Source organism: Sphingobacteriales bacterium (assembly GCA_016711285.1).
Classification (GTDB): Bacteria; Bacteroidota; Bacteroidia; order Chitinophagales; family UBA2359; genus JADJTG01.
On record JADJTG010000014.1, the window covers coordinates 379,085 to 405,360 of the forward strand.

16 protein-coding genes and 1 pseudogene are annotated in these 26,276 nt (G+C 45.1%); 11 read left to right on the forward strand and 6 right to left on the reverse strand.

All coding sequences use genetic code 11. The features are described from left to right. Positions 1 to 19 precede the first annotated feature (19 nt). Positions 20 to 1,057: an AhpC/TSA family protein gene (locus IPL35_14360; protein ID MBK8444511.1), complete on the reverse strand. Its 1,038-nt coding sequence runs from the start codon at positions 1,055 to 1,057 to the stop codon at positions 20 to 22. A 96-nt stretch (positions 1,058 to 1,153) separates the two neighbouring features. Beyond that, positions 1,154 to 2,599 carry an Asp-tRNA(Asn)/Glu-tRNA(Gln) amidotransferase subunit GatB gene (gatB, locus tag IPL35_14365; GenBank protein ID MBK8444512.1) on the reverse strand — a complete coding sequence of 482 codons (1,446 nt, stop codon included), beginning with the start codon at positions 2,597 to 2,599 and terminating at the stop codon, positions 1,154 to 1,156. A 474-nt stretch (positions 2,600 to 3,073) separates the two neighbouring features. Here gatB and nhaD point away from each other — a divergent pair, with 474 nt between their 5' ends. Continuing rightward, positions 3,074 to 4,420, forward strand: a complete 1,347-nt coding sequence (nhaD, locus tag IPL35_14370; protein MBK8444513.1) for a sodium:proton antiporter NhaD — start codon at positions 3,074 to 3,076, stop codon at positions 4,418 to 4,420. Between the two features lie 100 nt (positions 4,421 to 4,520). On the opposite strand, the gene IPL35_14375 is transcribed toward nhaD, so the two are convergent. After that, positions 4,521 to 9,929: an alpha-2-macroglobulin family protein gene (locus tag IPL35_14375; protein MBK8444514.1), complete on the reverse strand. Its 5,409-nt coding sequence runs from the start codon at positions 9,927 to 9,929 to the stop codon at positions 4,521 to 4,523. Positions 9,930 to 10,340: 411 nt separating this feature from the next. On the opposite strand from IPL35_14375, the gene IPL35_14380 reads away from it, so the two are divergent. The 7 genes from IPL35_14380 (at position 10,341) to IPL35_14410 (ending at position 19,075) form a co-directional block, all read left to right on the forward strand. Beyond that, the gene (locus IPL35_14380; protein MBK8444515.1) at positions 10,341 to 12,278 is read left to right on the forward strand and encodes an AAA family ATPase; all 1,938 of its coding nucleotides are present in this window, start codon (positions 10,341 to 10,343) and stop codon (positions 12,276 to 12,278) included. Between the two features lie 101 nt (positions 12,279 to 12,379). After that, positions 12,380 to 13,042, forward strand: coding sequence for a hypothetical protein (locus IPL35_14385; protein MBK8444516.1), 663 nt, complete (start codon positions 12,380 to 12,382; stop codon positions 13,040 to 13,042). Positions 13,043 to 13,109: 67 nt separating this feature from the next. Further along, positions 13,110 to 14,138 carry a hypothetical protein gene (locus IPL35_14390; protein MBK8444517.1) on the forward strand — a complete coding sequence of 343 codons (1,029 nt, stop codon included), beginning with the start codon at positions 13,110 to 13,112 and terminating at the stop codon, positions 14,136 to 14,138. Between the two features lie 57 nt (positions 14,139 to 14,195). Then, positions 14,196 to 15,221 carry a uroporphyrinogen decarboxylase gene (gene hemE, locus IPL35_14395; protein MBK8444518.1) on the forward strand — a complete coding sequence of 342 codons (1,026 nt, stop codon included), beginning with the start codon at positions 14,196 to 14,198 and terminating at the stop codon, positions 15,219 to 15,221. Between the two features lie 229 nt (positions 15,222 to 15,450). Further along, on the forward strand, positions 15,451 to 15,876 hold the full coding sequence (locus tag IPL35_14400; GenBank protein ID MBK8444519.1) for a hypothetical protein: 426 nt from the start codon (positions 15,451 to 15,453) through the stop codon (positions 15,874 to 15,876). After that, on the forward strand, positions 15,869 to 18,181 hold the full coding sequence (locus IPL35_14405) for a tetratricopeptide repeat protein (GenBank protein MBK8444520.1): 2,313 nt from the start codon (positions 15,869 to 15,871) through the stop codon (positions 18,179 to 18,181). The genes IPL35_14400 and IPL35_14405 overlap by 8 nt, the downstream gene beginning before the upstream one ends. A gap of 243 nt (positions 18,182 to 18,424) precedes the next feature. Next, a complete protein-coding gene (locus tag IPL35_14410) occupies positions 18,425 to 19,075 on the forward strand; it encodes a hypothetical protein (GenBank protein MBK8444521.1) in 651 nt (216 codons plus the stop codon). Between the two features lie 85 nt (positions 19,076 to 19,160). Here the strand turns inward: IPL35_14410 and IPL35_14415 are convergent. Then, positions 19,161 to 20,777: pseudogene (locus IPL35_14415) on the reverse strand (peptide chain release factor 3). A gap of 123 nt (positions 20,778 to 20,900) precedes the next feature. Between IPL35_14415 and IPL35_14420 the strand changes: the two are divergent. Beyond that, positions 20,901 to 21,326, forward strand: a complete 426-nt coding sequence (locus tag IPL35_14420) for a hypothetical protein (protein ID MBK8444522.1) — start codon at positions 20,901 to 20,903, stop codon at positions 21,324 to 21,326. A 617-nt stretch (positions 21,327 to 21,943) separates the two neighbouring features. Then, entirely contained in the window at positions 21,944 to 22,180 is a 237-nt protein-coding gene (locus IPL35_14425; GenBank protein MBK8444523.1) for a hypothetical protein, read from the forward strand. Positions 22,181 to 22,229: 49 nt separating this feature from the next. Here IPL35_14425 and IPL35_14430 read toward each other — a convergent pair whose 3' ends face one another. Continuing rightward, complete coding sequence (locus tag IPL35_14430) at positions 22,230 to 23,531, reverse strand: NupC/NupG family nucleoside CNT transporter (GenBank protein MBK8444524.1); 1,302 nt, start codon at positions 23,529 to 23,531, stop codon at positions 22,230 to 22,232. Between the two features lie 240 nt (positions 23,532 to 23,771). Beyond that, complete coding sequence (locus IPL35_14435) at positions 23,772 to 24,377, reverse strand: bifunctional nuclease family protein (protein ID MBK8444525.1); 606 nt, start codon at positions 24,375 to 24,377, stop codon at positions 23,772 to 23,774. Between the two features lie 300 nt (positions 24,378 to 24,677). Between IPL35_14435 and IPL35_14440 the strand changes: the two genes are divergently transcribed. Beyond that, positions 24,678 to 26,228 carry an alpha-amylase gene (locus IPL35_14440; protein ID MBK8444526.1) on the forward strand — a complete coding sequence of 517 codons (1,551 nt, stop codon included), beginning with the start codon at positions 24,678 to 24,680 and terminating at the stop codon, positions 26,226 to 26,228. Positions 26,229 to 26,276 lie beyond the last annotated feature (48 nt).

Sequence of the window (26,276 nt, forward strand, 5' to 3'; positions counted from 1 at the left end):
TTGATGTAATTACAATTAATTATCCAAAAATCTCTTTTAGTTTGGCATCTAATAGCGGACCTCGCAAGTTTTTGCCGATGATTTTTCCGTCTTTGTCAATCAGGAAACTCGCCGGAATAGAAGTAACTCCATAAGCGCGGGCAGGTGCAGAATTCCAAAATTGGAGGTCGCTAACATGCCATTTCCAAGCGAGTTTGTCTTTTTCAATGGCATCTATCCAACGCTGTTTGTCTTTGTCGAGCGATACGCTGAACACTTCAAAACCTTTGTCTTTGTATTTGTTGTAAGCGTTTACCACATTGGGATTTTCTTTGCGGCAAGGACCACACCAGCTTGCCCAAAAATCCAACAACACCACTTTGCCGCGCAACTGCGAAAGTGCCATCTCTTTGCCATCGGGCGAAGGTAATTTGATTTCCTGTGCCATAGCTCCGGTGCCTGTACTGGCTTCGGTGGCTTGTTGGGCGGCTATCGTCGCTTTGCTGTCGGTGATAAATTTAGAAAGTGTTTGTGTGAGTTCGGAATTGGGCATTTCTGCTTTCAGGCGTTGTTCTACTTTTTCATACACCGCCATATCTCCTTGAATATTGAAAAATTGCATCGCATAATACGCCAAAAGCGGACTTTTAACAGTATCCAAAAACTGCGTCATGTATTCGCGGTTTGTTTTGTTGGTGCGTACATCGTTCATCAGGTTTTGCAATATTGAGTTTTCGGAAGTACCCGCAACGGTGTATAAACGCGGATTTGATTGGTCAATATTGACGTTGATTTTGGCATTGTCCAAAATAAAAAAAGCATCGTTGCCACCTACCAATACCCTCGCAAAACTTTTGTCTTTGGCTTTGCCGTTAAAAGTAAAAGTACCTTCTTTGGTGGTAGTGGTAGTGTCTAAAGCTACGGGTTGTGCGCCGCGAATTTCCTGCAAAACGACTTGGGTGTTTTCGGGGTAATTTTTGGCTTCGCCCGAAATTTTAAAACCGCCCTTAGGCATTTCGTTATTGCAGCTGATAATGGCCATAATGGCAGATAAGCAGACAGAATAAATTAATTTCATGTTGTTGTGCTGTGTGTTAGATATTGATTTTTGAGTTGTAATTATTGTATCAGTTTTAAAAAAACATTATGACAGAAAAACATTGCATCATATACTTTATTTAAGTTTTGCTTCCAACAATTTTACTGCCATTTCTGCGGTTATTTTTCCTTGTGATGCTTTTAGGAGTTGCCCCATAAACATAGAAAAAAGTTGTTTTTTACCGTTTTGATAGGCTTTTACTTCATTTGGAAACTTTTTTAATACCTCATCTGCCAAATCAGCTGCAAAGTTATCATCATTTTCAATAATGAGATGAAGGGATTGTGCTAATTTTTCGGCAGAAAGTTGCGGTTGCAGGAGCATCTGCGGCAGCAATACAGTTTTGGCGGCGGCGGTATTGATAGTTCCGCTTTCACTGAGTGCTATCAACTGAGCCAGATGTTGCGGCGACAAAGGGCAATGCTGCCACGCAATTTGTTGGTCGTTGAGCAGGGCACGCACCGCATTGAGCAGCCAGTTTGCCGCACTTTTCGGCGAAACAGCAGGGTCGGCGGCGGCGGTTTGTTCAAAATAATGGAGCAAATACACATCTTCGGCGAGTTGGGCGGCTTCGTAGTTGCCCAATCCGTATTGTTGTATGAGACGGCTGCTGCTCTGTGCTTCCAACTCCGGCATATCGGCGGTAAATTCAGCGATGAGGTCGTCGTCGAGGATAACCGGCGGCAGGTCGGGTTCGGGAAAATAGCGGTAGTCGTGCGCCAACTCTTTAGAACGTTGTGCAAACGTAATATTTTTGTCGGCATCATAGCCGCGTGTTTGCCGCTCCACCGTTACGCCTTGTTCTACCATAGCAATCTGGCGGGTTTGTTCAAATTCTATGGCTTTACGCAAAAAACGCAGCGAATTGATATTTTTCACCTCTACCCTTTTGCCCAATTCGGGATCTCCTTTGCGGCGCACCGATATATTGGCATCGCAACGCAGGCTGCCCTCTTCCATATTGGCATCGCTGATGCCCAGTCGAAGCACCAATTTGCGCAGGTTGCCGAGAAATTGCGCCGCCTCTTCGCCGGAGCGCAGATCGGGTTCGGTTACTAATTCCAGCAAAGGCACGCCGGCGCGGTTTAGGTCTATCCACGAAGCGGTGTCGTGTTGGTCGTGGAGGCTTTTGCCCGCATCTTCTTCCATGTGGATATGATGAATACGAATGGAGCGCGGAGTTTCGTTTTTTTCTCCGATTTGCACCTCGCCACCTACACAAATAGGCTGGCGGTCTTGTGTAATTTGGTAGCCTTTGGGCAGGTCGGGATAAAAATAGTGCTTGCGCTCGAAGTAAGAATAGCGGTTGATGCTGCATTGCAACGCAGTACCCAAACGCACGGCACACTCTACGGCGCGGCGATTGAGAAAAGGTAAAGTACCCGGATGGGCGGCAGTGACAGCACTGCTCAATGTATTGGGTGCAGCTCCAAAGCGATAGGCATCGGGTGCAAAAATTTTCCGTTGGGTTTGAAGCTGAATATGTACTTCTAAACCAATAACCGTTTCAAATTCTATCATACAACAATAAGTCGGCGTAGCGGATTAAGCAGTGCAAAAGTACTGTGTTTTTTTATAAAATTAATCAAAAATCGCCTTATGTTCATCTTCAAGAAACCATAAAAAACGCCGCTCTATTTTAATTAGGGCGGCGTTTGAAGCGAAAAACACAGAATTTATCACAAATACTGTACATTTCTGCTCAACCGAAGTTGTTGGGCTAACTTTTTTCTAAACCATTTTTCTAAACCAATTAAAACCAAAACACTATATATGAAGCTAAAATCATGCCAAATAATATTATTGAGATGGGGAGGCAGTTCTTAATTTTGTTGCAATGATCAAAAGCGATGAATACTGAATACTACCTTTTAAGTTATTTTATTTATTTAACTTTGTCCCTTGTTTTTTTGATAATTTATTTTTTTTTATATAATTATTTTTTATAAAAATATCATTATCAATGATTTTTAAATATAAAAATAAAAACACTTGATGTCAGTTATTACATTATTGGTAATTATTTTTATTGTTGGGTATTGTTGTATTGCCTTTGAACACAACATAAAAATAGATAAAACCGCTTCGGCTTTGCTGACCGGAATGTTATTGTGGGCAATTGTAGCTGTTTTTGGACATTCTATTCCTTTACAAGAGGCAGCAGCCATAGAAATGGTACAAAAAGAGGGTTGGAAACATTTCATTGAACACGAATTAGTCCATCATTTTTACGATATTGCCAATATTCTGTTTTTTCTTTTGGGGGCAATGACGATTGTAGAAACCGTAGATATACACGATGGTTTTTATGTTATTACCAACCAGATTACTACGCGCAATAAAACACTGCTCCTTTGGATCATTTCTATTCTTACGTTTTTTTTGTCGGCAGTATTGGATAATCTTACCACCGCTATTGTAATGGTATCGCTGTTGAGCAAATTAATCAGCGACCGCTATTTGCGTTTGTTGTATGCTTCTATGGTTATTATCGCGGCTAATGCAGGCGGTGCGTGGAGTCCTATCGGCGATGTAACGACTACGATGTTATGGATTGGCGGACAAATTACTAGTTTCAATATTATGAAAATGGTGTTTTTGCCCAGTGTGACTTGTATGGCATTGCCCGCATTTTTGATGAGTTTTCAGCCACTTATGCGCGGTACTTTGGATTTAAAAAACACCGCAAACGCTTATCATACTACAATTACTGAACGTTATATTGTATTTTTTGTAGGTATATCCGCCTTGCTGTTTGTGCCTGTTTTTAAAACTATTACACACCTGCCGCCTTCTATGGGTATGATGCTCGGTTTGGGTGTATTGTGGCTGACAGTGGATATTTTACACCGTAAAAAACCACACGAGGATAAAAGGAAAGTGTCTATTTATCACGCTTTGGAGCGCGTAGATGTGCCGAGTGTGTTATTCTTTCTGGGAATATTGATGGCGGTGGCAGCCTTGCAGTCGGTGAGAACCCTCAAGGAGTTGGCAGAATTGCTGGCGCAGCAGGTGGGCAACAACGATATTATTCTGGTATTGATAGGTATGTTGTCGGCGGTATTGGATAATGTTCCTTTGGTGGCGGCTTGTATGGGTATGTACGATGTGGTGCCTTCGAGTATGTATTTTATGCAGGACGGCAAATTTTGGGAGTTTTTGGCGTATTGCGCCGGCACAGGCGGCAGTATGCTCATCATCGGTTCGGCGGCGGGCGTAGCCGTGATGGGCTTGGAGCGCATCAATTTTATGTGGTATTTGCGCCATATTACTTGGTTGGCGGCGGCGGGTTATTTTGCCGGCGTTGCGGTATATTTGCTGCAATATGCACTGACGCATTAATGGTGATTGTTGTTGTAGAACTCTGGTTCTACAACAACAATCCGATGAACCATCGAACAACAATGATTTTAAAATAATGGAAAAAATTTAATATCTTCCATTATTGTACGCGCAAGATGCCGCCACCGTGTGTGGAATAATAATCGCCGCTATACATGGCATCGGCACTGTAAGTTCCGGCTGCAAAAGTTCCTTTTGATACCACCCGCGCCATATAATAATAGGCTTTCGGTGCTTTGGTGACGGTATCAAAAAACAAAATGCGGTCGTCTCGAATATCAAAGGATTCGGGCGTAGCTTTGTTTTTTGCCCATTCCAAAGCGGGCAACTCGCTGAGGCGGGGGTTTTCTACTTCAAAGGCAGCGGGCAGCACATCGGTAATGGCTACATTCGGAACGGCATCTCTTTGCAAAGAAACCACTTCCAAACCTATCACCACCAAGTCGTTTTGTTTCAGTTGTGACGGATTTATCGGCTGACCATAGCGATTGTAATAATGTTTTACGATTTTCAGGTTGCGGTCGGCTTCGGGGACGATGTTGCTGTTGCTCAATCCCTGCATTTCCCAGAAATAATACAAAGTACCATTGCCGTTGCTGCGAATTTCTACCTGATTGGCTTTTATATCGCTGTAATTCAGTACCAAATCTTCTCCTGTAAATTGCGCTATTTTCTTGCCGTTGGCGTAAATATCGGCGGTAGCCGTATTGTTTTTGTTCAGCCGCGCCATTTGCCCCAAAGCCAGCAAACTAAATGTAATTTCCTGCGTGTTGAGATAGGCTTTGTCTTTGAGTTCTTGCGAAAGCAAGCGGCTAAGACTGCCCGCTTCGGCTCCGGTGGGGTCGGTGTAGGCGAGCACATACAAAGCCAACGCCAAATCGCGGGTAGGCGAATACAAAGCACCTCCCAACTGCGGCACAGATTGCTCGCTGGCAAAGGCTTCGGGCAAAAGGGATTTGTAGGTTTTTACATCGCCCACCAACCGATAAGTAGCCGCCAGCACATAGCGACTGTCTAAACTCAATTTCTCCGTATTTTCTTTCAGTGCGTTCATTTCGGCGATATTCGGCTCATTGAGCAAAGCCAATACAAATAAAGAATAAGCCACTTCTTTGGGCATAATATCGCGTACTTCATTGTTGTTGTAATAGTATTTTTGAGTGCTTTTTTCGGAAAGACGCTCTTGTAGATAATATTTTGCCGTTTCCATTGCGTTGCGGCTTACATCAAAGCCCGCTTTTTGTGCTTCGTACCAAAAATGCAAGGTTTGTGCTGTTACCCACCAGTTGGGTTGCTCGCCGCCCTGCCAATAGCTGATAGCTCCGCTATACAACTGCATATTTTGCAATTTATAAATCGCTTGCTGTACATTATAAGCCGGATTGGGGTCGTTGATGGCATTGCTGCTGCGCAATATCTTTTGTGCCAAATCGGGATAATAAATTTGCGGAAACGCACTTGCCAGCGTTTGTTCGGCGCAACCGTAAGGATAGGTTACTACATATTCCAAATGCTTGCCAAATTCTACCACAGGCAAGCGGCTGATGAGCAATTTTCCGCTTACACTGGCAGGGATAAAGGTAGTGTTGAGTGAATTTTTTTGCTGCGTACCTCCTTTCAGTGCGCCATTTCCGGCAATTTTCTGTAAAGAAGTAGCTGCCCGCACCGGCAAATCTATATTTTCGGTAAAAGTTTCGCCCAGAGCCTGCACGCTTACCTGTAAACTGCCCGCCGCCGTTTCGCCGTTTTGGGCATAAATCAAAAATTCGGTGCTGCTGCTGCCTTTTGCCGGAATACTCACGGTTTTGCTGCTTTCGCCCAAGAGCATCAGGGGTGGTTTTACGCTGATTTTTGCTGTGCCTTGTGTCGCTTTATCGGTGGTATTGCTCAAAGATACAGGCAGGCGGAGCGTGTCGCCGAAAGCCAGCACACGCGGCGCACCACTGCTGATAACAATAGGGTCGGCGATGGTGATGGCGGTGTCGGCGGCGGCGTAGCGGTTTTGTTTTACGGCTACCGCCATCACGCGCACCTCGCCCGAAAATTGCGGAACATCTATTTCATAATGTATTTTCCCCGAAGCATCGGCGGTGAGCAGCCCACTCCAAAACGACACCGGTTTGATGCGTTTGTTGCTCAGAGGATTGAGGCGTTTGTCGGCATCGGCAGCCTCGTAGCCGTCACCGCCACTGAGTAAATTGGCGCGTAGTTCGGGATAGAGCAGCGCGTAAAGGTCGTAAGATTGTACGCCCAAAGCACGCGGCGCACCAAAAAATGCCAAAGGGTCGGGTGTTTTGTAGTTTTTTAGAGCCAAAATACCTTCATCTACTACTGCCACACTCACCTGCGCGCGCGGCGCAGTTTGTATGTCAATGGCGTGTTTTTGTTTGGAGCGCGCTTGCGTGGCAGTGCTGATGCTCAAAGGAAGTTGCTGCTCGGCATTGCTGACAATGAGATTTTTATAGCCGTGCGCCACAAACATGGGCAGGTCGTTGTTGATATGCGGTTTGAACAGCGTGGCGGTGATAAAACAATTCGGAGCGTGGGCATCGCTGAGGTCAAAACTGATTTCGGCAGATTTTTTGTCGGTTTCTATATAAAAATGCTTCAATACGCGGTTTTGCTCCACCGTCACCAACATTTTTCCGCTGAAAGGCGTTTTGAGCAAGGCTTTTACTTCATCACCCACCTGATATTTTTCTTTATCCAGCTCTATTTCTACCGTTCCTTCGCGGTTTACTTCAAAAGATGTGCTGAGGGTATTGCCGTAGCTGTAAGCATAAAAACGCTGTGATACATAATTTTTAGCTCCTTTTCTTTGTATGCGCACTTCGTATTCGCCGGATACTTCGGGCGTAAAAGACACAGCGGTAATGTCGCCGTCGAAGCGCACTTCTTTGCTGCTCACCACCACTTCTTCGCGCTGCGGGTTGTAGCTGTAATTGCCGCGCTGATTGCGCTCTACGCTGCTTTTCCAGTCGTAGCGAATTACTTGCAGGTCGGCGGTGGCAGAGGTGGGTTTTCCCTGCGGGGTGAGGGCTATCAGAGGAATTTGCAGCGGCTTGCGCACGGCAGCGAAATAATCAAGATTGCCAATACCGTAAAAAACATCTTGTGTATAAAGTTCAAATTCTTTGGAACGATGTACGGGGCGGGCACTTTCGTCAAATACGGTGGCATACACTTTTCCTTTCAGCAAGCCCATATCCTGCAATTCGGGTTTCCACGAAAAAGTTTCGAGTACTTTGCCCTGTGCATCGCAAGCACCTTCGCTGAACAGATTGTCCAAATAGCTTTCGTTATTGTTTTTAAAAATAAAGTTTTTGTAGCCTTTGGGCGAAAAATTGCCGCGTTTCAGTTGTACCTCTACTTCGTATTTGTTGTTGGCGGCGGGTGGTCCGAAATAATTGGCAGCATCAATTTGAACGAGGAGGCTGTCTGCCATCGTGAGCGACTCTTGGGGCAGATTGACATTTACTCTGATGCGCTCCGGCATAAATTCTTCTACGCTGATGGGTTTGGTATGGAGCAAAATGTCGTTGGCACTGTATAACTCGGCGCGATAAGTGCCGGTGGCAGCGGTGGCGGGCAGTGCGAAATTTATATCAAAAGAACCTTCCTGATTGAGTACTTTGCGCAACGTTTTAATTTCTTTGCCCGCCGGATTGAGCCATTTTATTTTTACAGGCATATCCGCCGGAATTTTTTCAAGATTTGCTTCGTCGCGTACAATGCCCGCTATATGTACCGTTTCGCCCGGGCGGTAGATGTTGCGTTCGCCGTATAAAAAAGCATCGTAGCCCGCTTCGTTGGGGTATTTTCCGCCTAATTCAAAGCGTTCTACATCTATCAATGTATTGTCAAACCACAAAAAATTGTAATCTTCGCCTTTTTTGGCGGTAATCATACCTATTTTAAAACCCGGGAATTTTTTATCCACATCTTCCAGCACTGCAATCCCCTTGCTGTCGGTTTTGAGGGTCGTTAGTTTTTGGTTGTTGGTGCTGATAAATGAAACATCTATATCCGCCAGCGATTTGGCTGTTTTGATGGAATTGGCAAAAACATACACATTGTTTTTGTCGGCTTTGGCAATCAGTCCGATGTCGGAAATGGAAACTAATTTGGAGTCGGTAATCCAAAGGTGTTCGGCAGACGATACGCGCACGACATAAAAACCGTCCCATTGAGGCAATTTGTCTTTAAAATCCAAATGTAAAAGGCGGCGCGAACCATACAGCGGCAGGTTTTCGGTGCTGATGGTGTCGGTATAAATGTTCTGACCGTATTTTTGCGTATCATAGTAAGAAAAATCAAAATAATCGTAGTCGTTGGCACTGTAATAATCGTATGATTCGCCGTTGCGCATAAAAGCGGCAATATTGTTTTCAAATACTTTTACTACCTGAACCACTATTTTCGGTACATTAATAATATCTATATCCAAATTGCGGTTTCCCTGTGCGCTCATATAAATCGCCGCCTGTTCGGTAAAGCGCAGCGTGGGTTCGGGTTTTCCAAAGTTAAACGTGTTTTTGTAGTCGTTGCCCAAAGGCGCACCTATCACGCCCTGTAATTTGCCATTGATACGCAATTCATAGTCCGTCATCGGGCTAAACTCGTTGCTTTCTACCGTAAATCCGTTGATGGAGGGCTGCACTTTTATCTCCACTTCGGGACTGACGCTCACCAAACCTGCCAAATCGCTGTTGCTGATTTCCTGCGAAGTGACGACATACAAAGTGCCGTTGATACCGTCGTGTTCGGTGTAAATGGAGCTGATGTCGATGCGGCTTTTGTCGGGTAGCGGCAACTCGGCACTGAAATTATCGGGACTTCTGTAATGACCTTCGGGCGTTTTGATGCCTTTGGCAACCTCGATGCGCACGGCGGCTTGTTCGCTCGACCGGTCGGCGTTGAGCATTTCGGATACGATGTGTTTGTTGGTATTATCGCTGATAACCTGAATGGGAATTTTGTCGTCGTCGATGCGGGCAGCCAGATGGTCGGCGACTTCGGCGGGCTGCATCGGGTAATTAAAGGCTAAATTCGCTTGCAGTGCTACTGCTCCGGGTTCGGTTTTTGATTTGCGCCATTGCAAATACACATTATCCAAGCGCAAATAAGGCGTGTGAAATTCCACCACGCTTTCTTTTCCCAATTTATAAGGTTTTTCGCTGTTTTTAAATATTTCGGAGGTGGCAGTGCCTACAATATCGGTGGAGGCGGGAAAACCCTCGTTGGGCGAAAAAATAAGCTCGTTGGCAGAAACCCAGCGAAACGCACCCTTTACCTGTGGCTCAAAGCGAATATACGCGGTGCTGTCCCATTTTTCTATTTGCGCTTCGGTGGCAAGATCGCGGTTGAAGGTAAAACGCAGATTTTGTTGTGGGCTGATTTCTTTTTTGAAATTGGTAGCAACGATGCGCAGCTCTTGGTGTTGTTTACAGGCAGGAAAAAAAAACAGACTTGCAGTGAGAAAACACAGCAAAAGATGGAAGGGTTTCATAAGAAAAATGAGGTTAGAAAATTTGAGCGTTGAAAAAAATAACGAATAATGCCTTGGATTGGTTTCTGTTGTACAATGATTTTTTTATAAAGATAATACATATTTTTTACAGATGTATTTAATCATTGATAAAGGTTTTACGATTGCTGTGTAAAAGTATTTTTTTTAAACATAAAACGCTGCAACATCATAAATCTGAACAAAAAAAATGTAAAATGCTCTAAAAATACAGCAGAAATATATACCGCTTGCAAGAAAATAAAATACCTGTATGGGTAATCTTAGATGTGATAAATTTATCGTTATCTTTGCCTTCGGGTGTGAGTATTTTTTTACAAAAAAAATCAACTGTACACCGACCGGATTTTATTTCAATGTCGTTTTTAAAAAAAAAGTATATATCACTTCGCAATGACAGTGCTTCAATTTGAAAAACTCATCAAACAATATTTGACCGAAGAGGATTTCGGCGAAAAAAAACTGCTCAAAGGCGATGCCCTGCCTTTACTCCTCATTCCGCGTCTTTCCGCCGATTTTCCTTCGCTCCAACTTTCTGCCGAAACCATCATCTTGGCATATATCGCCATTGAAGGCACACAGAATAAAGGGTTTTTGCTCACCGATAAATATTTTTACTATCAGGAAAACGGCAAAGAAATACGCTTGTACTTAGAAAAATTGGGCGAAATAACTGACGAAAAAACATTCGCTTCGTTTACCACTCTACCTGCCGTCACCCAAACGCATCTGGCTCAACTATTCGGTGCGGTGTCGGAGCAAAAATTTATGGAAGAAAATACGCGCCTCAACGATTTTATCCAAAAAGCCGAAACCCTGCAAAAACAAGCCGATGCCACCCTCATTGACGAAGCCTATCTGCAATTGCTGCGTACCGAAGGCGAAATGGCGGCGGCTTTATGTGCCGAATTAGATGCCGACAAGGATTTTTTGGCAGCCCTCCAAAGCGTGAGTGCAGGCAGCGGCGAGTTGGCAGAGCAATATCGCTCACGCCATGTCTTGCTCCACGACAGCATCAAGATTTATAAGAACTTGGCGGCAGTGCGTACCGAAAAAAATGTAGCCGCCTATAAAGAACCTTTCGCTTTGGCATATTGGTTTGAGTGGCTCAACGAGGGCAGCGATATGGCGGAAAAACTCTCTTTGCAGCGCATCAATGCGATGGTGCAGAATCCGAAATTTCAGCAAAATATAGAGGTGGTGCAAAAAAGCGAAATTTTTAAGGTAAGTAAAGATTATGAAAAAGAATACCTGCTGCCCGTATTGCTGAATCGTTTGCAACACCCCGCTGCCGAAAAAGCCGCCGACTGCCTGTATCGCTTTGCGCAGTTGCTCGCCAAAGCCGATGGCACACTCACCGCCGAAGAAGAAAAAACCCTCGCCGAAATATGGCAGCGAACCCACTATCCCAAACAAAAAATAGAAGGTGTGCGCCAAAACGAAGTACCCGACAACGACTCTATGGATGCCGTGATGAAGGAACTGAACGAATTAATCGGCTTGCAGCACATTAAAGAGGATATTAAATCGCTGATAAACTACCTGAAAGTGCAAAAAATACGCAGCGAACAGGGGCTGAGTACGGCAGCACGCTCCCTGCACACGGTATTTGTGGGACCTCCGGGTACCGGAAAAACCACTATCGCCCGTTTGCTGGGGCGCATTTATAAGCAGTTGGGCGTGCTGCAAAAAGGACATTTGGTAGAAACCGACCGCGCCGGTATGGTAGCGGGCTATGTAGGGCAAACAGCTCTCAAAGTAGATACCGTAGTGAAAGCCGCCATAGACGGCGTGTTGTTTATTGATGAAGCCTACGCATTGGATAGAGGCGATGATGAGCGCGATTTCGGATCGGAGGCGGTGGAGGCTTTGCTCAAACGCATGGAAGACTACCGCGACCGCCTCATTGTGATTGTGGCGGGCTACCCCGACGAAATGCAGATTTTTATCAATTCCAACCCGGGATTAAAAAGCCGCTTCAACCGCTTTTTTTCCTTTAATCATTATACTGCACAGGAGTTGATGGATATTTTTAAACTCTTTGCCGGCAAATCCGACTATCATTTGTCGGCAGATGCCGAAGAAAAACTGTCTTTTATTTTTGATGAATTGGCACGCACTCCGCATAAAACTTTCGGCAATGCCCGCGAAGCCCGCAACTTATTTGAAGAATGTGTGCAACGCCAAGCCGACCGCGTGGTGAATATTGCCGACATGACCAAAGAAATTCTGATGACCCTCGAAGAACCTGATATTCCCGAACCAAAAGCAGCAGTAGCTAAAATAAGAATGTTTGAGCAGCAGGAACAAAAAACATTGCCGCAGGGTTAATAGAAAAGTTTTTAAAACGAAAATCTGCTATTTACAAAAAATACAAAACTACATATTCAATAATGTAAAAAAGGAATTTTTTTAAAAATAAAAATCATAATATGAAATTTGACCTCAACGCATTAAAGCGTCTTTTTGTGTATGATACAGAAGCTAAACCCACTGCCGACAACCCTACTACTGCCGATGCCAAACCAGACGACACCAAGCCGCCGGTAGTGAACGCATCGCCTGTTGCGGGCGGCGGCACAATAGACGAAAAAATAACTTCTACGCTCCTCCAAGCCATCGAAAGCAATAATTTGGACGGTTTTGACTATTTAGAATACAAAAAATCTTTGCAGGCTTTGGCAAACTTACCGATGGACGAAGCCACCAAATACCGCAGTGCTTTCGCTACCGCCTCTACAATGGGCATATCCTTGAGCAAATTGCTCGAAAGTGCTACTTACTATGTGCAAATATTGGAAAGAGAAAAAAACACCTTTGACGAAGCCCTCAAAGGCAAAAGCGAAAATGACGTACAAGGCAAACGTCAGGAGCAGGAGCGTTTGCGCCAAGCCTTACAGCAGAAAGCAGAAACCATTCAACGCCTCACCGAAGAAATGAAACGCGACCAAAGTGCCGTTGATGAAATAGACCAGTACATCGCCTCCATAACCCAAAAACTGGCACAAACCAAAAACAATTTTGAAGTATCTTATCAAAACATCTATCAGCAAATGGATAATGATATTCAAAAAATTAAACAATACCTTTCATAAAAAACAGCTATTTTTAAGCCCTTTCAACGATTTATCAACTTTTTAATACGTTTCTTTATTCTCAATCATGAACCAAGATTTCGCAGACAATCTAAAACCTAAATCTTTTTGGGAACGCCCCGAAGGTAAAACAGGTATGCTCTTTGCCGCAGGACTGGCACTGGGCGGCGGTTATTTGCTCTACAAAGCCTTGCCGATTCTTATTTCTCTGGCTACCAACACCCTCTATCTCGCCGTTATCCTGATGGTTTTGGCGGCTTTGGTGTATATGATACTTGACCCCAAAATGCGCAACCTCGTTTTTTATGTCTATAAAAGCATTATGCGCTTTATTACGGGCTTGTTTGTCCAAATAGACCCTATCGGCGTTTTAAATACTTATGTAGAGGATTTACAAAGTAATTTGGGCAAGATGGATAAACAAATCGGTGCTTTGCGCGGGCAAATGCGCAAACTCAAAGACCTCATCAACCAAAATAAACTGCAAATCAACAGCAATTTGCAAATGGCAAACAAAGCCAAAGAAACCGACAAGCAGGGTATGATGATACTCAAAACCCGCAAAGCCGGTCGTTTGCAACAAAGCAATGTGCGCTACGAAGACCTCTACCGCAAAATGGAAGTCTTGTATCGGGTGTTGAGCAAAATGTATGAAAACTCCGAAATTTTACTCGAAGACATCAAAGATCAGGTGGAAATGAAAAAACAGGAGCGCAGCATGATACGCGCCAGCCACTCTGCCATGAAATCAGCCATCAATATTATTTCGGGCAATAGCGACAAACGCCAGATGTTTGACCAAGCCCTCGAAGCCATTGCCGATGATGTAGGAATGAAAATAGGTGAAATGGAGCGTTTTATGGAAATGAGTGGCAATTTTATGGATTCTATTGATTTGCAAAACGGCGTGTTTGAAGAAGAAGGTATGAAAATGTTGGAAAAATGGGAAAAAGAAGGCGTTTCCATGTTATTGGGCAACGACAAAAACCTCTTGGTACAGCAGGGCAATTCCAGCAGTGCCGAAGTGGATTTAGATGCGCCCATTCAGCACGGCAAAAGCAGCGGCAATCAGTATTCCAAGCTGTTTGATTTTTAAGCGGCAAAGCAGGTGCCTTGTCTTTTTTATATTGTTTTTTTCACAGCGTAATTTTTTATGTTAAAAAATGATTTGCTGCTGCGTACTTTGCGCGGCGAGCCTTGCGAGCGTGTGCCGGTGTGGTTGATGCGTCAGGCGGGGCGTGTATTGCCACAATACCGCGCCTTGCGCCAAAGCCTCAGTGGTTTCAAAGAACTCCTCACCACGCCCGACCTCGCCTGCGAAGTTACCGTGCAGCCGGTGGACGAACTCGGCGTTGATGCCGCTATTATCTTCTCCGATATTCTCGTTATTCCCGAAGCAATGGGCTTGCCCTACGAAATGGTGGAAAGCCGAGGACCCAAATTTCCGCGTACCATTGCTACTGCCGCCGACCTCGCCACCTTGCACATCGCCGAAGCCGATGCCGTTGATTATACCCTCGAAGCCATTCGCCTCACCAAACGCGCCCTCAACGGCAGTGTGCCGCTACTCGGTTTTTGCGGCGCACCTTTCACCATTTACTGCTATATGGTAGAAGGCAGCGGCTCCAAAACCTTTTCCAAAGCGAAGGCACTGCTGTATCGCGAGCCGCAAACGGCGCAGCGGCTTTTGCAGATGATTACCGACTCCAGCATCAACTACCTCAAAGCGCAGGTAGCCGCCGGAGCCGATGCCGTTCAGATATTTGATTCGTGGGCGGGTGTGGCTTCGCCGGAATTGTACGAAACCTTTTCAATGCCCTATTTGCGCCAAATTGCCGCCGCCCTTGCTCCTTTGGCTCCGGTGATTTTGTTTTCGAAAGATGCCCACTTCGCCCGCCGCAGCCTCGCACAAACCGCCGCCGCCGCTATTGGTATGGACTGGACGATGGATATTGCCGAAACCCGCCGTTTGGTGGGAGACAGGGTGGTTTTGCAGGGAAATTTAGACCCCTGCGCTTTGTATGCCCCTTTGGACGAGGTGCAGAAAATGACCCGACAGATGCTGCAATCTTACGGCGGCACACGCCATATCGCCAATCTGGGACACGGCTTGTATCCTGATATTCCCTTAGATGCCGTAAAATGTTTTGTGGATACGGTGCAGCAGACGACTTTTTAGCCTTTTAACTTTGTCAAAGTTCTGAAAACTTTGACAAAGTTGGACGGGTTGAAACTGCGGTAGTTTGGGATTGTTTTTAACTTTGACAAAGTTCGAACTTTGACAAAGTTGGGCGGGTGAAGTTGGAGTAATTGCGTAATTTTTTGTTATCTTTGTACAATGCAGGGCTGCACTTCACAGTGCAGCTTTGCAGATATACCATATTTTTTTTGATACAAATAAAAAAGCAATGAATGTGATGGAAGCTAACAACGTAATGATAACAACTTTGGTGGGCTATCTTGCCAAAAAACTCAAAGGGCAGCAATCTGTACAGGATTTTTTCGGGGATTTTACAGATGCTGCCGTACATTGGATACGCCCTTTGTTTTTGAAGGAGGACAATAAATATGAAAAAATTATTGAGGATTTGATGAAAAACCCCGACAGCCCTATTAAGCAGCAACAGATAGCCACCGCCCTTGCCTCGCATTTGGAAGACCAACCGGAAAATGAAAAAAACTTGAAGGCGATGTATGAGGAGTTGCAAGAAAAGGCAAAGACGGACAAAAGCATCAACATCATCAACAGCAAAAATGTAGTGACAGGCACGATACACGCAGGTGGAAATGTTGTGATTGGTGATAACAACAATACCCACTCCCCAAATGAGTAAAATAGAAAATAGTAAAAATATCGTGACTGCCCGTATTGATGCGGGCGGCAATGTTACTGTAGGCGATACCACGGTTATTAACCTGAAAGAGGCTGCACAGTACAAAGCTATTGAGGCGGACATCAGAGAATTGGACGAGCAATTCCAAAAGATTACAGCCAAAATAGCGCGATACCCCGATGATGCGGATTTTCCGGCAGAGCTACTCCGCATAGATGAAAAGCGCAGCCAAAAACAAGCAGATTTAGAGGCTCTCAAAAAATCGGTCATCAAATTGGCGGAGGATTTCCAGCGCATACCGCTCGACACGGAACGCCTGCGCTTGGCGAAACAGCATTTTAATGCGGGCGAATTTGAGAAAGCCCGCGCCGTTTTTGATGCAGAAGTAATGGGCAGAGAATTGGACGACTTGCTGCGCGAAAAAGAACAAATAGACCAAAAAGCAAGCGAAAACCGACAAAACCTGCAAGATAAAGCCAATGAATATCTTATCCTCGCCAGCCTGACGGCAACCGATTTTAACCTGCCCGACAGATACGAAAAAACGATAACTTATTTTGAGCAATCACTACGCGCAGATAAAAATGTGGAAAACCTATTTGCTTATGCTTACTTTTTACAAAAACACAATTCCTACAAAGAAGCGCAGCCCTTGTACGAAGAAGCCTTGCAGATGTATGGAGCACTTGCCAAAGAGAACCCCGCAGCCTATTTGCCCGATGTGGCTGCTACTTTGAACAATTTGGCGGTTTTACATTCGGATAAAAATGAATTTGCGGCGGCACTTGAAAAATACGAAGAAGCCTTGCAGATAAGAAGAAGCCTTGCCAAAGAGAACCCCGCAGCGTATTTGCCTTATGTGGCTACTACTTTGAACAATTTGGCGGCTTTACATTCGGATAACAATGAATTTGCAGAGGCACTCGAAAAAGACGAAGAAGCCTTGCAGATAAGAAGATACCTTGCCCAAGACAACCCCGCAGCCTATTTGCCATACGTGGCTGGTACTTTGAACAATCTGGGCGAGTTACACAGAGTAAAAAATGACTTCAAGCAAGCAGAACCAATTTTACAAGAAGCCTTGCAGATTTATAGAGATCTTGCTAAAGCCAACCACGTAGCCTACTTGCCTGATGTAGCTACTACTTTGAACAATTTAGCGGCTTTACAATATGCTGAAAGTGAATTTGCGGCAGCACTCAAAAACTACGAAGAAGCCTTGCTGATAAGAAGAACCCTTGCCAAAGCCAACCCCGCAGCCTATTTACCCAATGTGGCGGATACTTTGAACAATTTGGCAACTTTACAACAGACTAACAATGAATTGGCGGCGGCACTCGAAAAATACGAAGAAGCCTTGCAGATAAGAAGAACCCTTGCCCAAGCGAATCCCGCAGCATATTTGCCTGATGTCGCTACTACTTTGAACAATTTGGCGGTTTTACATTCGGATAAAAATGAATTGGCAGCGGCACTCAAAAACTACGAAGAAGCCTTGCAGATGTATAGAGCACTTGCCAAAGAGAACCCCGCAGCGTATTTGCCTTATGTGGCTGGGACTTTGAACAATTTGGCTAATTTACAACAGGTTAAAAATGAATTGGCAGCGGCACTCAAAAACTACGAAGAAGCCTTGCACATAAGAAGAGCACTTGCTAAAGAGAACCCCGCAGCATATTTGCCTGATGTCGCAATGACTTTGAACAATTTGGCTAATTTACAACAGGTTAAAAATGAATTGGCAGAGGCACTCAAAAACTACGAAGAAGCCTTGCAGATTTATAGAGTACTTGCCGAAGCCAACCTTGCAGCCTACTTGCCCGCTATGGCTACTACTTTGAACAATTTGGCGGCTTTACAAAAGGCTAAAAATGAATTTGCGGCAGCACTCAAAAACTACGAAGAAGCCTTGCAGATAAGAAGATACCTTGCCCAAACGAACCCCGCAGCGTATTTGCCCGATGTCGCAATGACTTTGAACAATTTGGCGGCTTTACAACAGGCTAAAAATGAATTGGCAGAGGCAGAAGAAAAATACGAAGAAGCCTTGCAGATAAGAAGATACCTTGCCAAAGAGAACCCCGCAGCGTATTTGCCCGATGTCGCAATGACCGTAATAAACCTGAGTATTTTTTATTTACAGTCCATTCCCAACAAGGAAAAATCTATTGCTTTGGCAAGGAAAACTATTGAAATTGCACAAAATTTTCCGGAGCACTATAGGGTACAACAATATGCAATTACTGCCCTACGAGTATTACAATACAATGGGGTAGATATAGAAAAGCTGCTGAATGGCGAATAAAATAGTTTTGCTAATCGTCAGTTCAGCACTTTAACTTTGACAAAGTTCTGAAAACTTTGTCAAAGTTGGACGAGTAGTTTGGAGTTGTTTTTAACTTTGTCAAAGTTTGTACTTTGACAAAGTTGGACGGGTTGAAACTGGGGTAGTTTGGAGTTAAAAAGTTATTTTTAACTTTGTCAAAGTTTTCAGAACTTTGACAAAGTTGGACGGGTTGAAGTTGGAAATGAAAAAATAAATTTGTATATGAATAATTACAAACCATTAGCGGCAGAAAGGTTTTATCATATTTATAATAAGGGCATCAACGGCGAGGATATTTTTAAGCAGGAGCGCAATTATCGTTTCTTTTTAAGTAAATATGCTCTTTATTTATCTCCGGTTGTAGATACTTTTGCTTATTGCCTGTTGAAAAATCACTTCCATTTTCTGATTCGTGTAAAACCCCAAAAATCACTTCAAACATTTTATCTAACCAATTTTGCCAATACAAGTACACAAAAAAATAGAGCCTCTGAAGGATTACACAGCCCTGATTTTATTGTAAGCAAACAATTTGCCCGACTTTTCAGCAGCTTTACTCAAAGTATCAATAAAACAATGGGCAGAACAGGCTCTTTGGTGGAAACTCCTTTTGAGCGAAAAGAAATTGATTCGGATTTTTATTTCACACGGCTTGTTTATTATATCCACTTTAATCCGCAAAAGCACGGTTTTGTTAAAGATTTCAGAGATTATGAGTACTCTTCTTATTCAAGTCTATTGGCAGAAAAAGCAACCCGTTTGGCACGTCAGGAGGTATTAGATTGGTTTGGAAACAGAAAGCAATATGTATCTTTTCACGAACAATATTCAGATGCTAACGCTATTGAGAATTATATTATAGAATATTCTTAATGTTAGTTTTAGCCTTTTAACTTTGTCAAAGTTTTCGGAACTTTGACAAAGTTGGACGAGTAGTTTGGAGTTGTTTTTAACTTTGTCAAAGTTGGAGATAATCCATTTTAAAATCGGAGTTTTGATGAAAAGTGAGCTTGGGGAAATTCGTCTGCTCCATCTGCATTATATACGCCGAAGGCGCGAGATACACATATAAGCCGTCTTTATCCATCGCCACATATTGCGATTTTATGCGCAAAAACTCCTCCAACTGCGCCTTGTCGCCGGTGAGCCAGTAGGCTTTCACGATATTGAGGTGTTCAAAGCGGCAGTCGGCACCATATTCGTGTTCGAGGCGGTATTTAATCACATCAAATTGAAGCTCGCCCACTGTACCCACCATTTTTTTGCTTCCCTTCACCGAAGTAAACAATTGCGCCACACCCTCATCAGTGAGCTGCTCGATACCCTTTTGGAGTTGTTTGCTCTTGAGCGGGTTGGTATTGATGAGTTCTTTAAAAATTTCGGGCGAAAAGACGGGACACCGCGATACATCATTCTTTCCCCTTCGGTGAGGGTATCGCCGATTTTGAAATTGCCCGAATCGTACAGCCCCACCACATCACCCGGAAAAGCCTCATCTATTACATTTTTGCTCTGCGCCATAAAACTGGTCGGATTGCTGAAACGCATTTCTTTGTCTGAGCGCACATGATAATAAAAAGTGTTGCGCTCAAAAGTACCCGAACAGATACGCAAAAAGGCGATACGGTCGCGGTGTTTGGGGTCGAGGTTGGCGTGAATTTTAAAAATAAAACCACTGAATTTTGTTTCTTCGGGAGCTACTACGCGGGTGTCGGTTTCGCGGTGGAGGGGCGGCGGTGCGAGTTCTACGAAGGTATCCAAAAGCTCCTGTACGCCGAAATTATTCACCGCACTGCCAAAAAAAACAGGAGCCAGATTGCCCTTCCGGTAGGCTTCGGCATCAAAGGGGTCATATACCCCCTCTATCAGCTGCACATCTTCGCGCAGTTGCTCGGCGAGGCGTTTGTCTATCACCTGCTCCAATTCGGGGCTGTCGAGGTCTTGAATCCGCAGCATATCCTCCTCATCTACCAATCGCGTAGTGCCTCCGCGAAACAAATTGAGGGTTTGGTTGTAGAGCAAATACACCCCTTTAAAAGTAGCCCCAATACCGATAGCCAGCTCAGAGGCTGCACGCGGATATTGAGTTTTTCTCTAATTCGTCGAGCAAATCAAAAGGGTCTCTACCTTCGCGGTCGAGTTTATTGATGAATACCATCACGGGCGTTTGGCGCAGGCGGCACACCTCCATCAGCTTTTCGGTTTGCTCCTCCACGCCCTTCACGCAGTCAATCACCAAAATCACGCTATCTACGGCGGTGAGGGTGCGGTAGGTATCTTCGGCAAAATCTTTGTGACCGGGGGTATCCAAAATATTCACGAGCACATCGTGATACTCAAACGACATCACCGAAGTAGAAACCGAAATACCGCGTTGTTTTTCAATTTCCATAAAGTCGGAGGTAGCGGATTTTTTGATTTTGTTGGATTTCACCGCGCCCGCAATTTGGATAGCACCGCCAAAGAGGAGGAGTTTTTCGGTGAGGGTGGTTTTTCCGGCATCGGGGTGGCTGATGATACCGAAGGTGCGGCGGCGTTGGATTTCCTGAGAGAGCTTTGTAGCAGAAGACGACATATTGTGTACGGAGGTATAAAAAAAATGAAGCCGCAAAGGTAGGTATTAGTTAGCGAAAATCTAAATACTTTAAAAAAAGTAGATGTAGAGCAAATTGCAGGTAGGAAGGTGCAATTTGCAGGTATGCACCCCAACGCCGAGGGTCAAAGGGAGGACGGCGAGGGTCAAAGGGAGGACGGCGAGGGTAAAAGCGAGGACAGCGAGGGTAAAAGCGAGGACAGCGAGGGTAAAAGCGAGGACGGCGAGGGTAAAAGCGAGGACGGCGAGGGTAAAAGCGAGGACAGCGAGGGTAAAAGCGAGGACAGCGAGGGTAAAAGCGAGGACGGCGAGGTAAAAGCGAGGACGGCGGGGGTAAAAGCGAGGACGGCGAGGGTCAAAGCGAGGACGGCGAGGGTCAAAGCGAGGACGGCGAGGGTCAAAGCGAGGACGGCGAGGGTCAAAGGGAGGACGGCGAGGGTAAAAGCGAGGACAGCGAGGGTAAAAGCGAGGACGGCGAGGGTAAAAGCGAGGACAGCGAGGGTAAAAGTGAGGACGGCGAGGGTAAAGTGAGGACGGCGAGGGTAAAGTGAGGGCAGCGAGGGTAAAAGTGAGGGCGGCGAGGGTAAAAGCGAGGGCGGCGAGGGTAAAAGCGAGGGCGGCGAGGGTAAAAGCGAGGGCGGCGAGGGTAAAAGCGAGGGCGGCGAGGGTAAAAGCGAGGGCGGCGAGGGTTGAAGGGAGGACGGCGAGGGTTGAAGGGAGGACGGCGAGGGTAAAAGCGAGGACAGCGAGGGTCAAAGCGAGGACCTTGCAGGTCAAAGCGAGGACGGCGAGGGTAAAAGCGAGGACGGCGAGGGTAAAAAGCGAGGACGGCGAGGGTAAAAAGCGAGGACGGCGAGGGTCAAAGCGAGGACGGCGAGGGTCAAAGCGAGGACGGCGAGGGTCAAAGCGAGGGCGGCGAGGGTCAAAGCGAGGACGGCGAGGGTAAAAGCGAGGGCGGCGAGGGTCAAAGCGAGGACCTTGCAGGTCAAAGCGAGGACGTTGCAGGTCAAAGGGAGGAAATTGCAGGTCAAACCGAGGACGTTGCAGGTATGCACCCACAACGCCGAGGGTCAAAGCGAGGAAATTGCAGGTCAAAGCGAGGACGTTGCAGGTATGCACCCACAACGCCGAGGGCCAAAGCGAGGAAATTGCACGTCAAAGCGAGGACGTTGCAGGTATGCACCCACAACGCCGAGGGTCAAAGCGAGGAAATTGCAGGTCAAAGCGAGGACGTTGCAGGTATGCACCCCAACACCGAGGGTCAAAGGGTGCAATTTGCTCCTATACACCTGCAATTTGCTCCTTCCGGCAAAGTCGGGACTTTGTCAGAGCCTAATCTGTGGCACGTTGAAGCCTGTGGCAAAGGATTGTACTATCACTCCTGATTGAAGTATTTGACCAATTTGGTCAAAAATTATCAGGAAGGGGCTATCATTACAAAATATACAACATACCTGCAATGGTGGCAGTATATAAGCAAGCGATAGTGCCGCCCAACAGTGCTTTGATGCCCAAGGAAGAAAGATTGTCGCGCTGGTTGGGGGCTAAAGTGCCGATGCCGCCGATTTGAATACCGATAGACGAAAAATTGGCGAAGCCGCACAAAGCATAAGTTGCCATTACCAAGGTTTTTTCTTCTACAATGGTATTGGCGGCTTTCATACTGCCCAGCGACATATACGCCACAAATTCGTTGATGATGGTTTTTTCGCCCAAGAGCTGCCCCATTGATAAAATATCTACACTATTGACCCCGATAAGCCACGCCAAAGGAGCAAACAGATAGCCGAAAATGGTTTTGAGATTAAATACCTGATAGCGACCATCGGATATAGCAGCTATCCAGTCGTTGAGGTGTGTCCAGTAGCCGATTTTTTCCATTGAGTAGTTCAGTACCGCCATCAGTGCAATAAATACAATGAGCATCGCCGCCACATTTACCGCCAATTTCAAGCCGTCTGTGGTGCCGTTGGCAATGGCATCTAATACGTTGTTGCCTATTTTTTCTTTTGAAATGCTCAGGTCTTTATTCACCTGCTCATTGTCGGTTTGGGGATATAATATTTTGGCAGCAACAATGGCTGCGGGTGCCGACATAATAGATTGCGACAACATGTGCAGGGCGAAAAAATTGCGCGAAGCGGGGTCGGCACCGCCCAAAAAACCCACATACGCCGCCAATACGCTGCCCGCAGTATTTGCCATACCGCCTACCATAATGCACAATACTTCGGAGCGTGTGAGCGCACTCAGATAAGGGCGTATCATCAAAGGGGCTTCTGTTTGTCCCAAAAAGATATTGGCGGCAGTAGATACCGACTCGGAGCCTGAAATCTGATTCATCGTTTTGCTCAAGAGCCACGCAAAGAAATATACAATTTTTTGCAATACGCCCAAATAATACAGCAAAGACGACAAAGCCGAAAAGAAAATAATACTCGGCAATACCTGAATAGCAAACACATACAGCCAAGGTTCTTTTACTTTCGCCATTTCGCCAAACAAAAAGTCGGTGCCGGCATGCGATACATCTATCAGCTTCACGAAAGTCCGCGAAAGAAAATCAAATATATCGTGTACAAAACCCACTTTCAAAATCAGCAAAGCAAAAATCAACTGCATCGTTAATCCCACTCCTACCAATTTCCAGTCAATGGCTCGGCGATTGTTGCTGAATAAGTAGCAAATAGCAGTGAGCACACCAATGCCCAAAAAACCGCGTAAAATATCCATCATAATATACTAAAAAAAATAAAATGTTATAATTTAAGGCAAAAGATAGCTATTTATTTTGCATTTGTAGCCCTTAGTAGTATAATAATGAAAAAAAAGGTTTTTTTATGACTCGGCATTGTCGGCAGTTCGGCAAAAACAGTCTGTTTTTTTAAAAAAAACGATAAAAAAAACTCCGGTGCAGTGCGCCTGTGCCGGAGTTGTAGTTAGCGGATTTTGTATTGAATGTCGTAAAAAAAATACTCAACGGTCGTCTTTGCGGCGGTGGAGTTCGTCGCGCACACGGGCGGCTTGCTCGTAGGCTTCTTCATTGAGGTATTTTTCCAAGAGTTCTTGCAGGCGGTCTTCGGAGAGGCTCTCCAAACGCGACTCGTCGATGCTGCTGCGCGGGTTGCTTTCTGCGGCAGGGCGGGCTTCTTCTGCCATACCCTGACCTTCTAAGGTAATACCCGCCGACTCCAAAATAGACTCGTAGGTATAAATAGGACAACGAAAACGAACCGCCAACGCCAAGGCATCGGAAGTGCGCGAATCAATATAATGCAAGGTATTGTTGGTTTTGCATACCAATTGAGCGTAAAAAACGCCGTCTAACAAATTATTGATAATTACTTCTTTGAGTTCTATCCCAAACTCCTGCAATACATTTTTCATCAGGTCGTGTGTTAAAGGGCGCGAAGGCGACATTTTTTCCATTGACATAGCAATAGACTGGGCTTCGGCAGCCCCAATGACCACCGGCAAACGCCGCCTGCCTTCCACTTCGCTCAATACCACCGCATACGACTGCATTTGCGTAAGGCTTTGAGAAAGGCGGTCAATTTCTAATTCTATTTTTTGTGTATCCATACTGCATTAACAAATTAAAGCGACATACTGCCACAAAATTACATGTATTCTTTATATACTCTATCCTGCACGATGGATAAAAAAGATTTTCTTGTTAAAAAAGAACAACGCTGCATCTTAATACACCATTTTGAACGGTAATTGAACATCAAAAACAGCCTGCCACCCAAGGACAAGTAGATTTCGGCACATTAAATTTTTAATATTTTTTGATACCGATTGCATTTTATAAAAAAACACCTATTTTTAAAGCGTCTTTTATCTATTCATATTTCAACCACAAAAAGTTGCGCTGCTATTATGGCTTCCATTTGTTTTCATTTTCGTGCCCACCAACCCAATCGCCTCAAACCTTATACTTTTTTTGATATTGGCTACGACCATTTTTATGAAGACGACCATCTGAATAAACATTATTTAGATGTCGTTTCCGAAACCTGCTACCTGCCCCTCAACGAGCGTATGTTGCAGATGATTGAAGAACACGGCGGAGCATTTCGTTTTTCGCTGTCGTTGAGCGGCACTCTTATTGAGCAAATGGAAAACCACCGCCCCGATGTGCTGGAGTCTTTTAAAAAATTGGTGGCGAGTGGCGGCGTTGACCTCTGCGCCGAAACGTACTACCATTCTTTGGCTTCGGAGTATTCCGTTGATGAATTTGTGCGCCAAATTAAATTGCACGAAAATAAAATGATGGAGCATTTCGGCATCAAACCCAAAGTGCTGCGCAATACCGAACTTATTTATGCCAACCGTATCTCCAACCTCGCCGAAGATTTGGGCTATGTGGGTGTGCTCACCGAAGGCGTAGATTGGCACCTGAACGGCAGAAATCCGAATATGCTCTACAAAGCTCCCGGAGCCGAAAAAGTGAAGCTGCTCCTGCGCAACCACAAACTCACGGACGATATTTGCTTCCGTTTTTGTGATACCCAATGGCAGCACCACCCACTCACCGCCGAAAAATATGCCCAATGGCTCGCCGAAGCGCAAGGCGATGTGGTGAATATTTTTATGGATTACGAAACCATCGGCGAGCATCTGAAAAAAGAAACCGGTATTTTTGATTTCTTGCTGTGGCTGCCGCGCCACGCCCTCAAATACGGCAATGTGGATTTTAAAACCGTGTCGGAAGTGGCAAGCGACTACCGTGTAAAAGGCATTTATGATATTTTGTACCCCATTTCGTGGTCTGATGCCCAGCGCGACCTCTCCTCGTGGAACGGCAACGCCATGCAAGACGAAGCCCTTACCAAATTGTACAGTATGGAGTATGATGTAAAAGCCTCCGGCGATCAGGATTTATTGCACGTGTGGGGCAAGCTGCAAACCTCCGACCACTTTTATTATATCTGCACCAAACCCTGGGGCGGCACTACTGTCAATGAGTATTTCAGTCCCTACTCTTCGGCATACGAAGGCTACATTTATTATATGAATGCGCTGGCAGATTTGGAGATTACGGTAAATGATAAAAAGACACAAGCAGGAGGCACTTGGCAAAATGCCCCCGAAGCAGACGTAACACCGCCCGCCGCCGAAAAAGTGCGCCGCGCCGCTGCTCACCGCGAAAAAAGAACACAACTCGCCGCCGCACCACCCACCGAACAAGCCACCCAACCCAAAACGGCAAAACCAAAACAGCCCAAAACGCTGCAAATCATCGACATCAAAGGCATCGGAAAAGTGTATGATACCTATCTGAAAGAAATCGGAATTACGACCTTAGATGCTTTAATAAAAATGAAAAAGCAGCAATGGAATGAATTAGAGAAGAAAGAAAAAGGTATTACCGAAAAAGCCGAACACGAACAATGGATTGAGCAAGCCAAAAAACTGTTGAAAAGTTGAGCGTTACTTAAAGAAAGAGTAAAGAAAAAATAGAGCAATTATTTTTAT

What these genes read in the sequence shown, in the direction of transcription:
- IPL35_14360 (MBK8444511.1), bottom strand. Translation starts at nt 1,057, where the DNA reads ATGAAATTAATTTATTCTGTCTGCTTATCTGCCATTATGGCCATTATC.
- gatB (MBK8444512.1), bottom strand. Translation starts at nt 2,599, where the DNA reads ATGATAGAATTTGAAACGGTTATTGGTTTAGAAGTACATATTCAGCTT.
- nhaD (MBK8444513.1), top strand. Translation starts at nt 3,074, where the DNA reads ATGTCAGTTATTACATTATTGGTAATTATTTTTATTGTTGGGTATTGT.
- IPL35_14375 (MBK8444514.1), bottom strand. Translation starts at nt 9,929, where the DNA reads ATGAAACCCTTCCATCTTTTGCTGTGTTTTCTCACTGCAAGTCTGTTT.
- IPL35_14380 (MBK8444515.1), top strand. Translation starts at nt 10,341, where the DNA reads ATGACAGTGCTTCAATTTGAAAAACTCATCAAACAATATTTGACCGAA.
- IPL35_14385 (MBK8444516.1), top strand. Translation starts at nt 12,380, where the DNA reads ATGAAATTTGACCTCAACGCATTAAAGCGTCTTTTTGTGTATGATACA.
- IPL35_14390 (MBK8444517.1), top strand. Translation starts at nt 13,110, where the DNA reads ATGAACCAAGATTTCGCAGACAATCTAAAACCTAAATCTTTTTGGGAA.
- hemE (MBK8444518.1), top strand. Translation starts at nt 14,196, where the DNA reads ATGTTAAAAAATGATTTGCTGCTGCGTACTTTGCGCGGCGAGCCTTGC.
- IPL35_14400 (MBK8444519.1), top strand. Translation starts at nt 15,451, where the DNA reads ATGAATGTGATGGAAGCTAACAACGTAATGATAACAACTTTGGTGGGC.
- IPL35_14405 (MBK8444520.1), top strand. Translation starts at nt 15,869, where the DNA reads ATGAGTAAAATAGAAAATAGTAAAAATATCGTGACTGCCCGTATTGAT.
- IPL35_14410 (MBK8444521.1), top strand. Translation starts at nt 18,425, where the DNA reads ATGAATAATTACAAACCATTAGCGGCAGAAAGGTTTTATCATATTTAT.
- IPL35_14420 (MBK8444522.1), top strand. Translation starts at nt 20,901, where the DNA reads ATGCACCCCAACGCCGAGGGTCAAAGGGAGGACGGCGAGGGTCAAAGG.
- IPL35_14430 (MBK8444524.1), bottom strand. Translation starts at nt 23,531, where the DNA reads ATGATGGATATTTTACGCGGTTTTTTGGGCATTGGTGTGCTCACTGCT.
- IPL35_14435 (MBK8444525.1), bottom strand. Translation starts at nt 24,377, where the DNA reads ATGGATACACAAAAAATAGAATTAGAAATTGACCGCCTTTCTCAAAGC.
- IPL35_14440 (MBK8444526.1), top strand. Translation starts at nt 24,678, where the DNA reads ATGGCTTCCATTTGTTTTCATTTTCGTGCCCACCAACCCAATCGCCTC.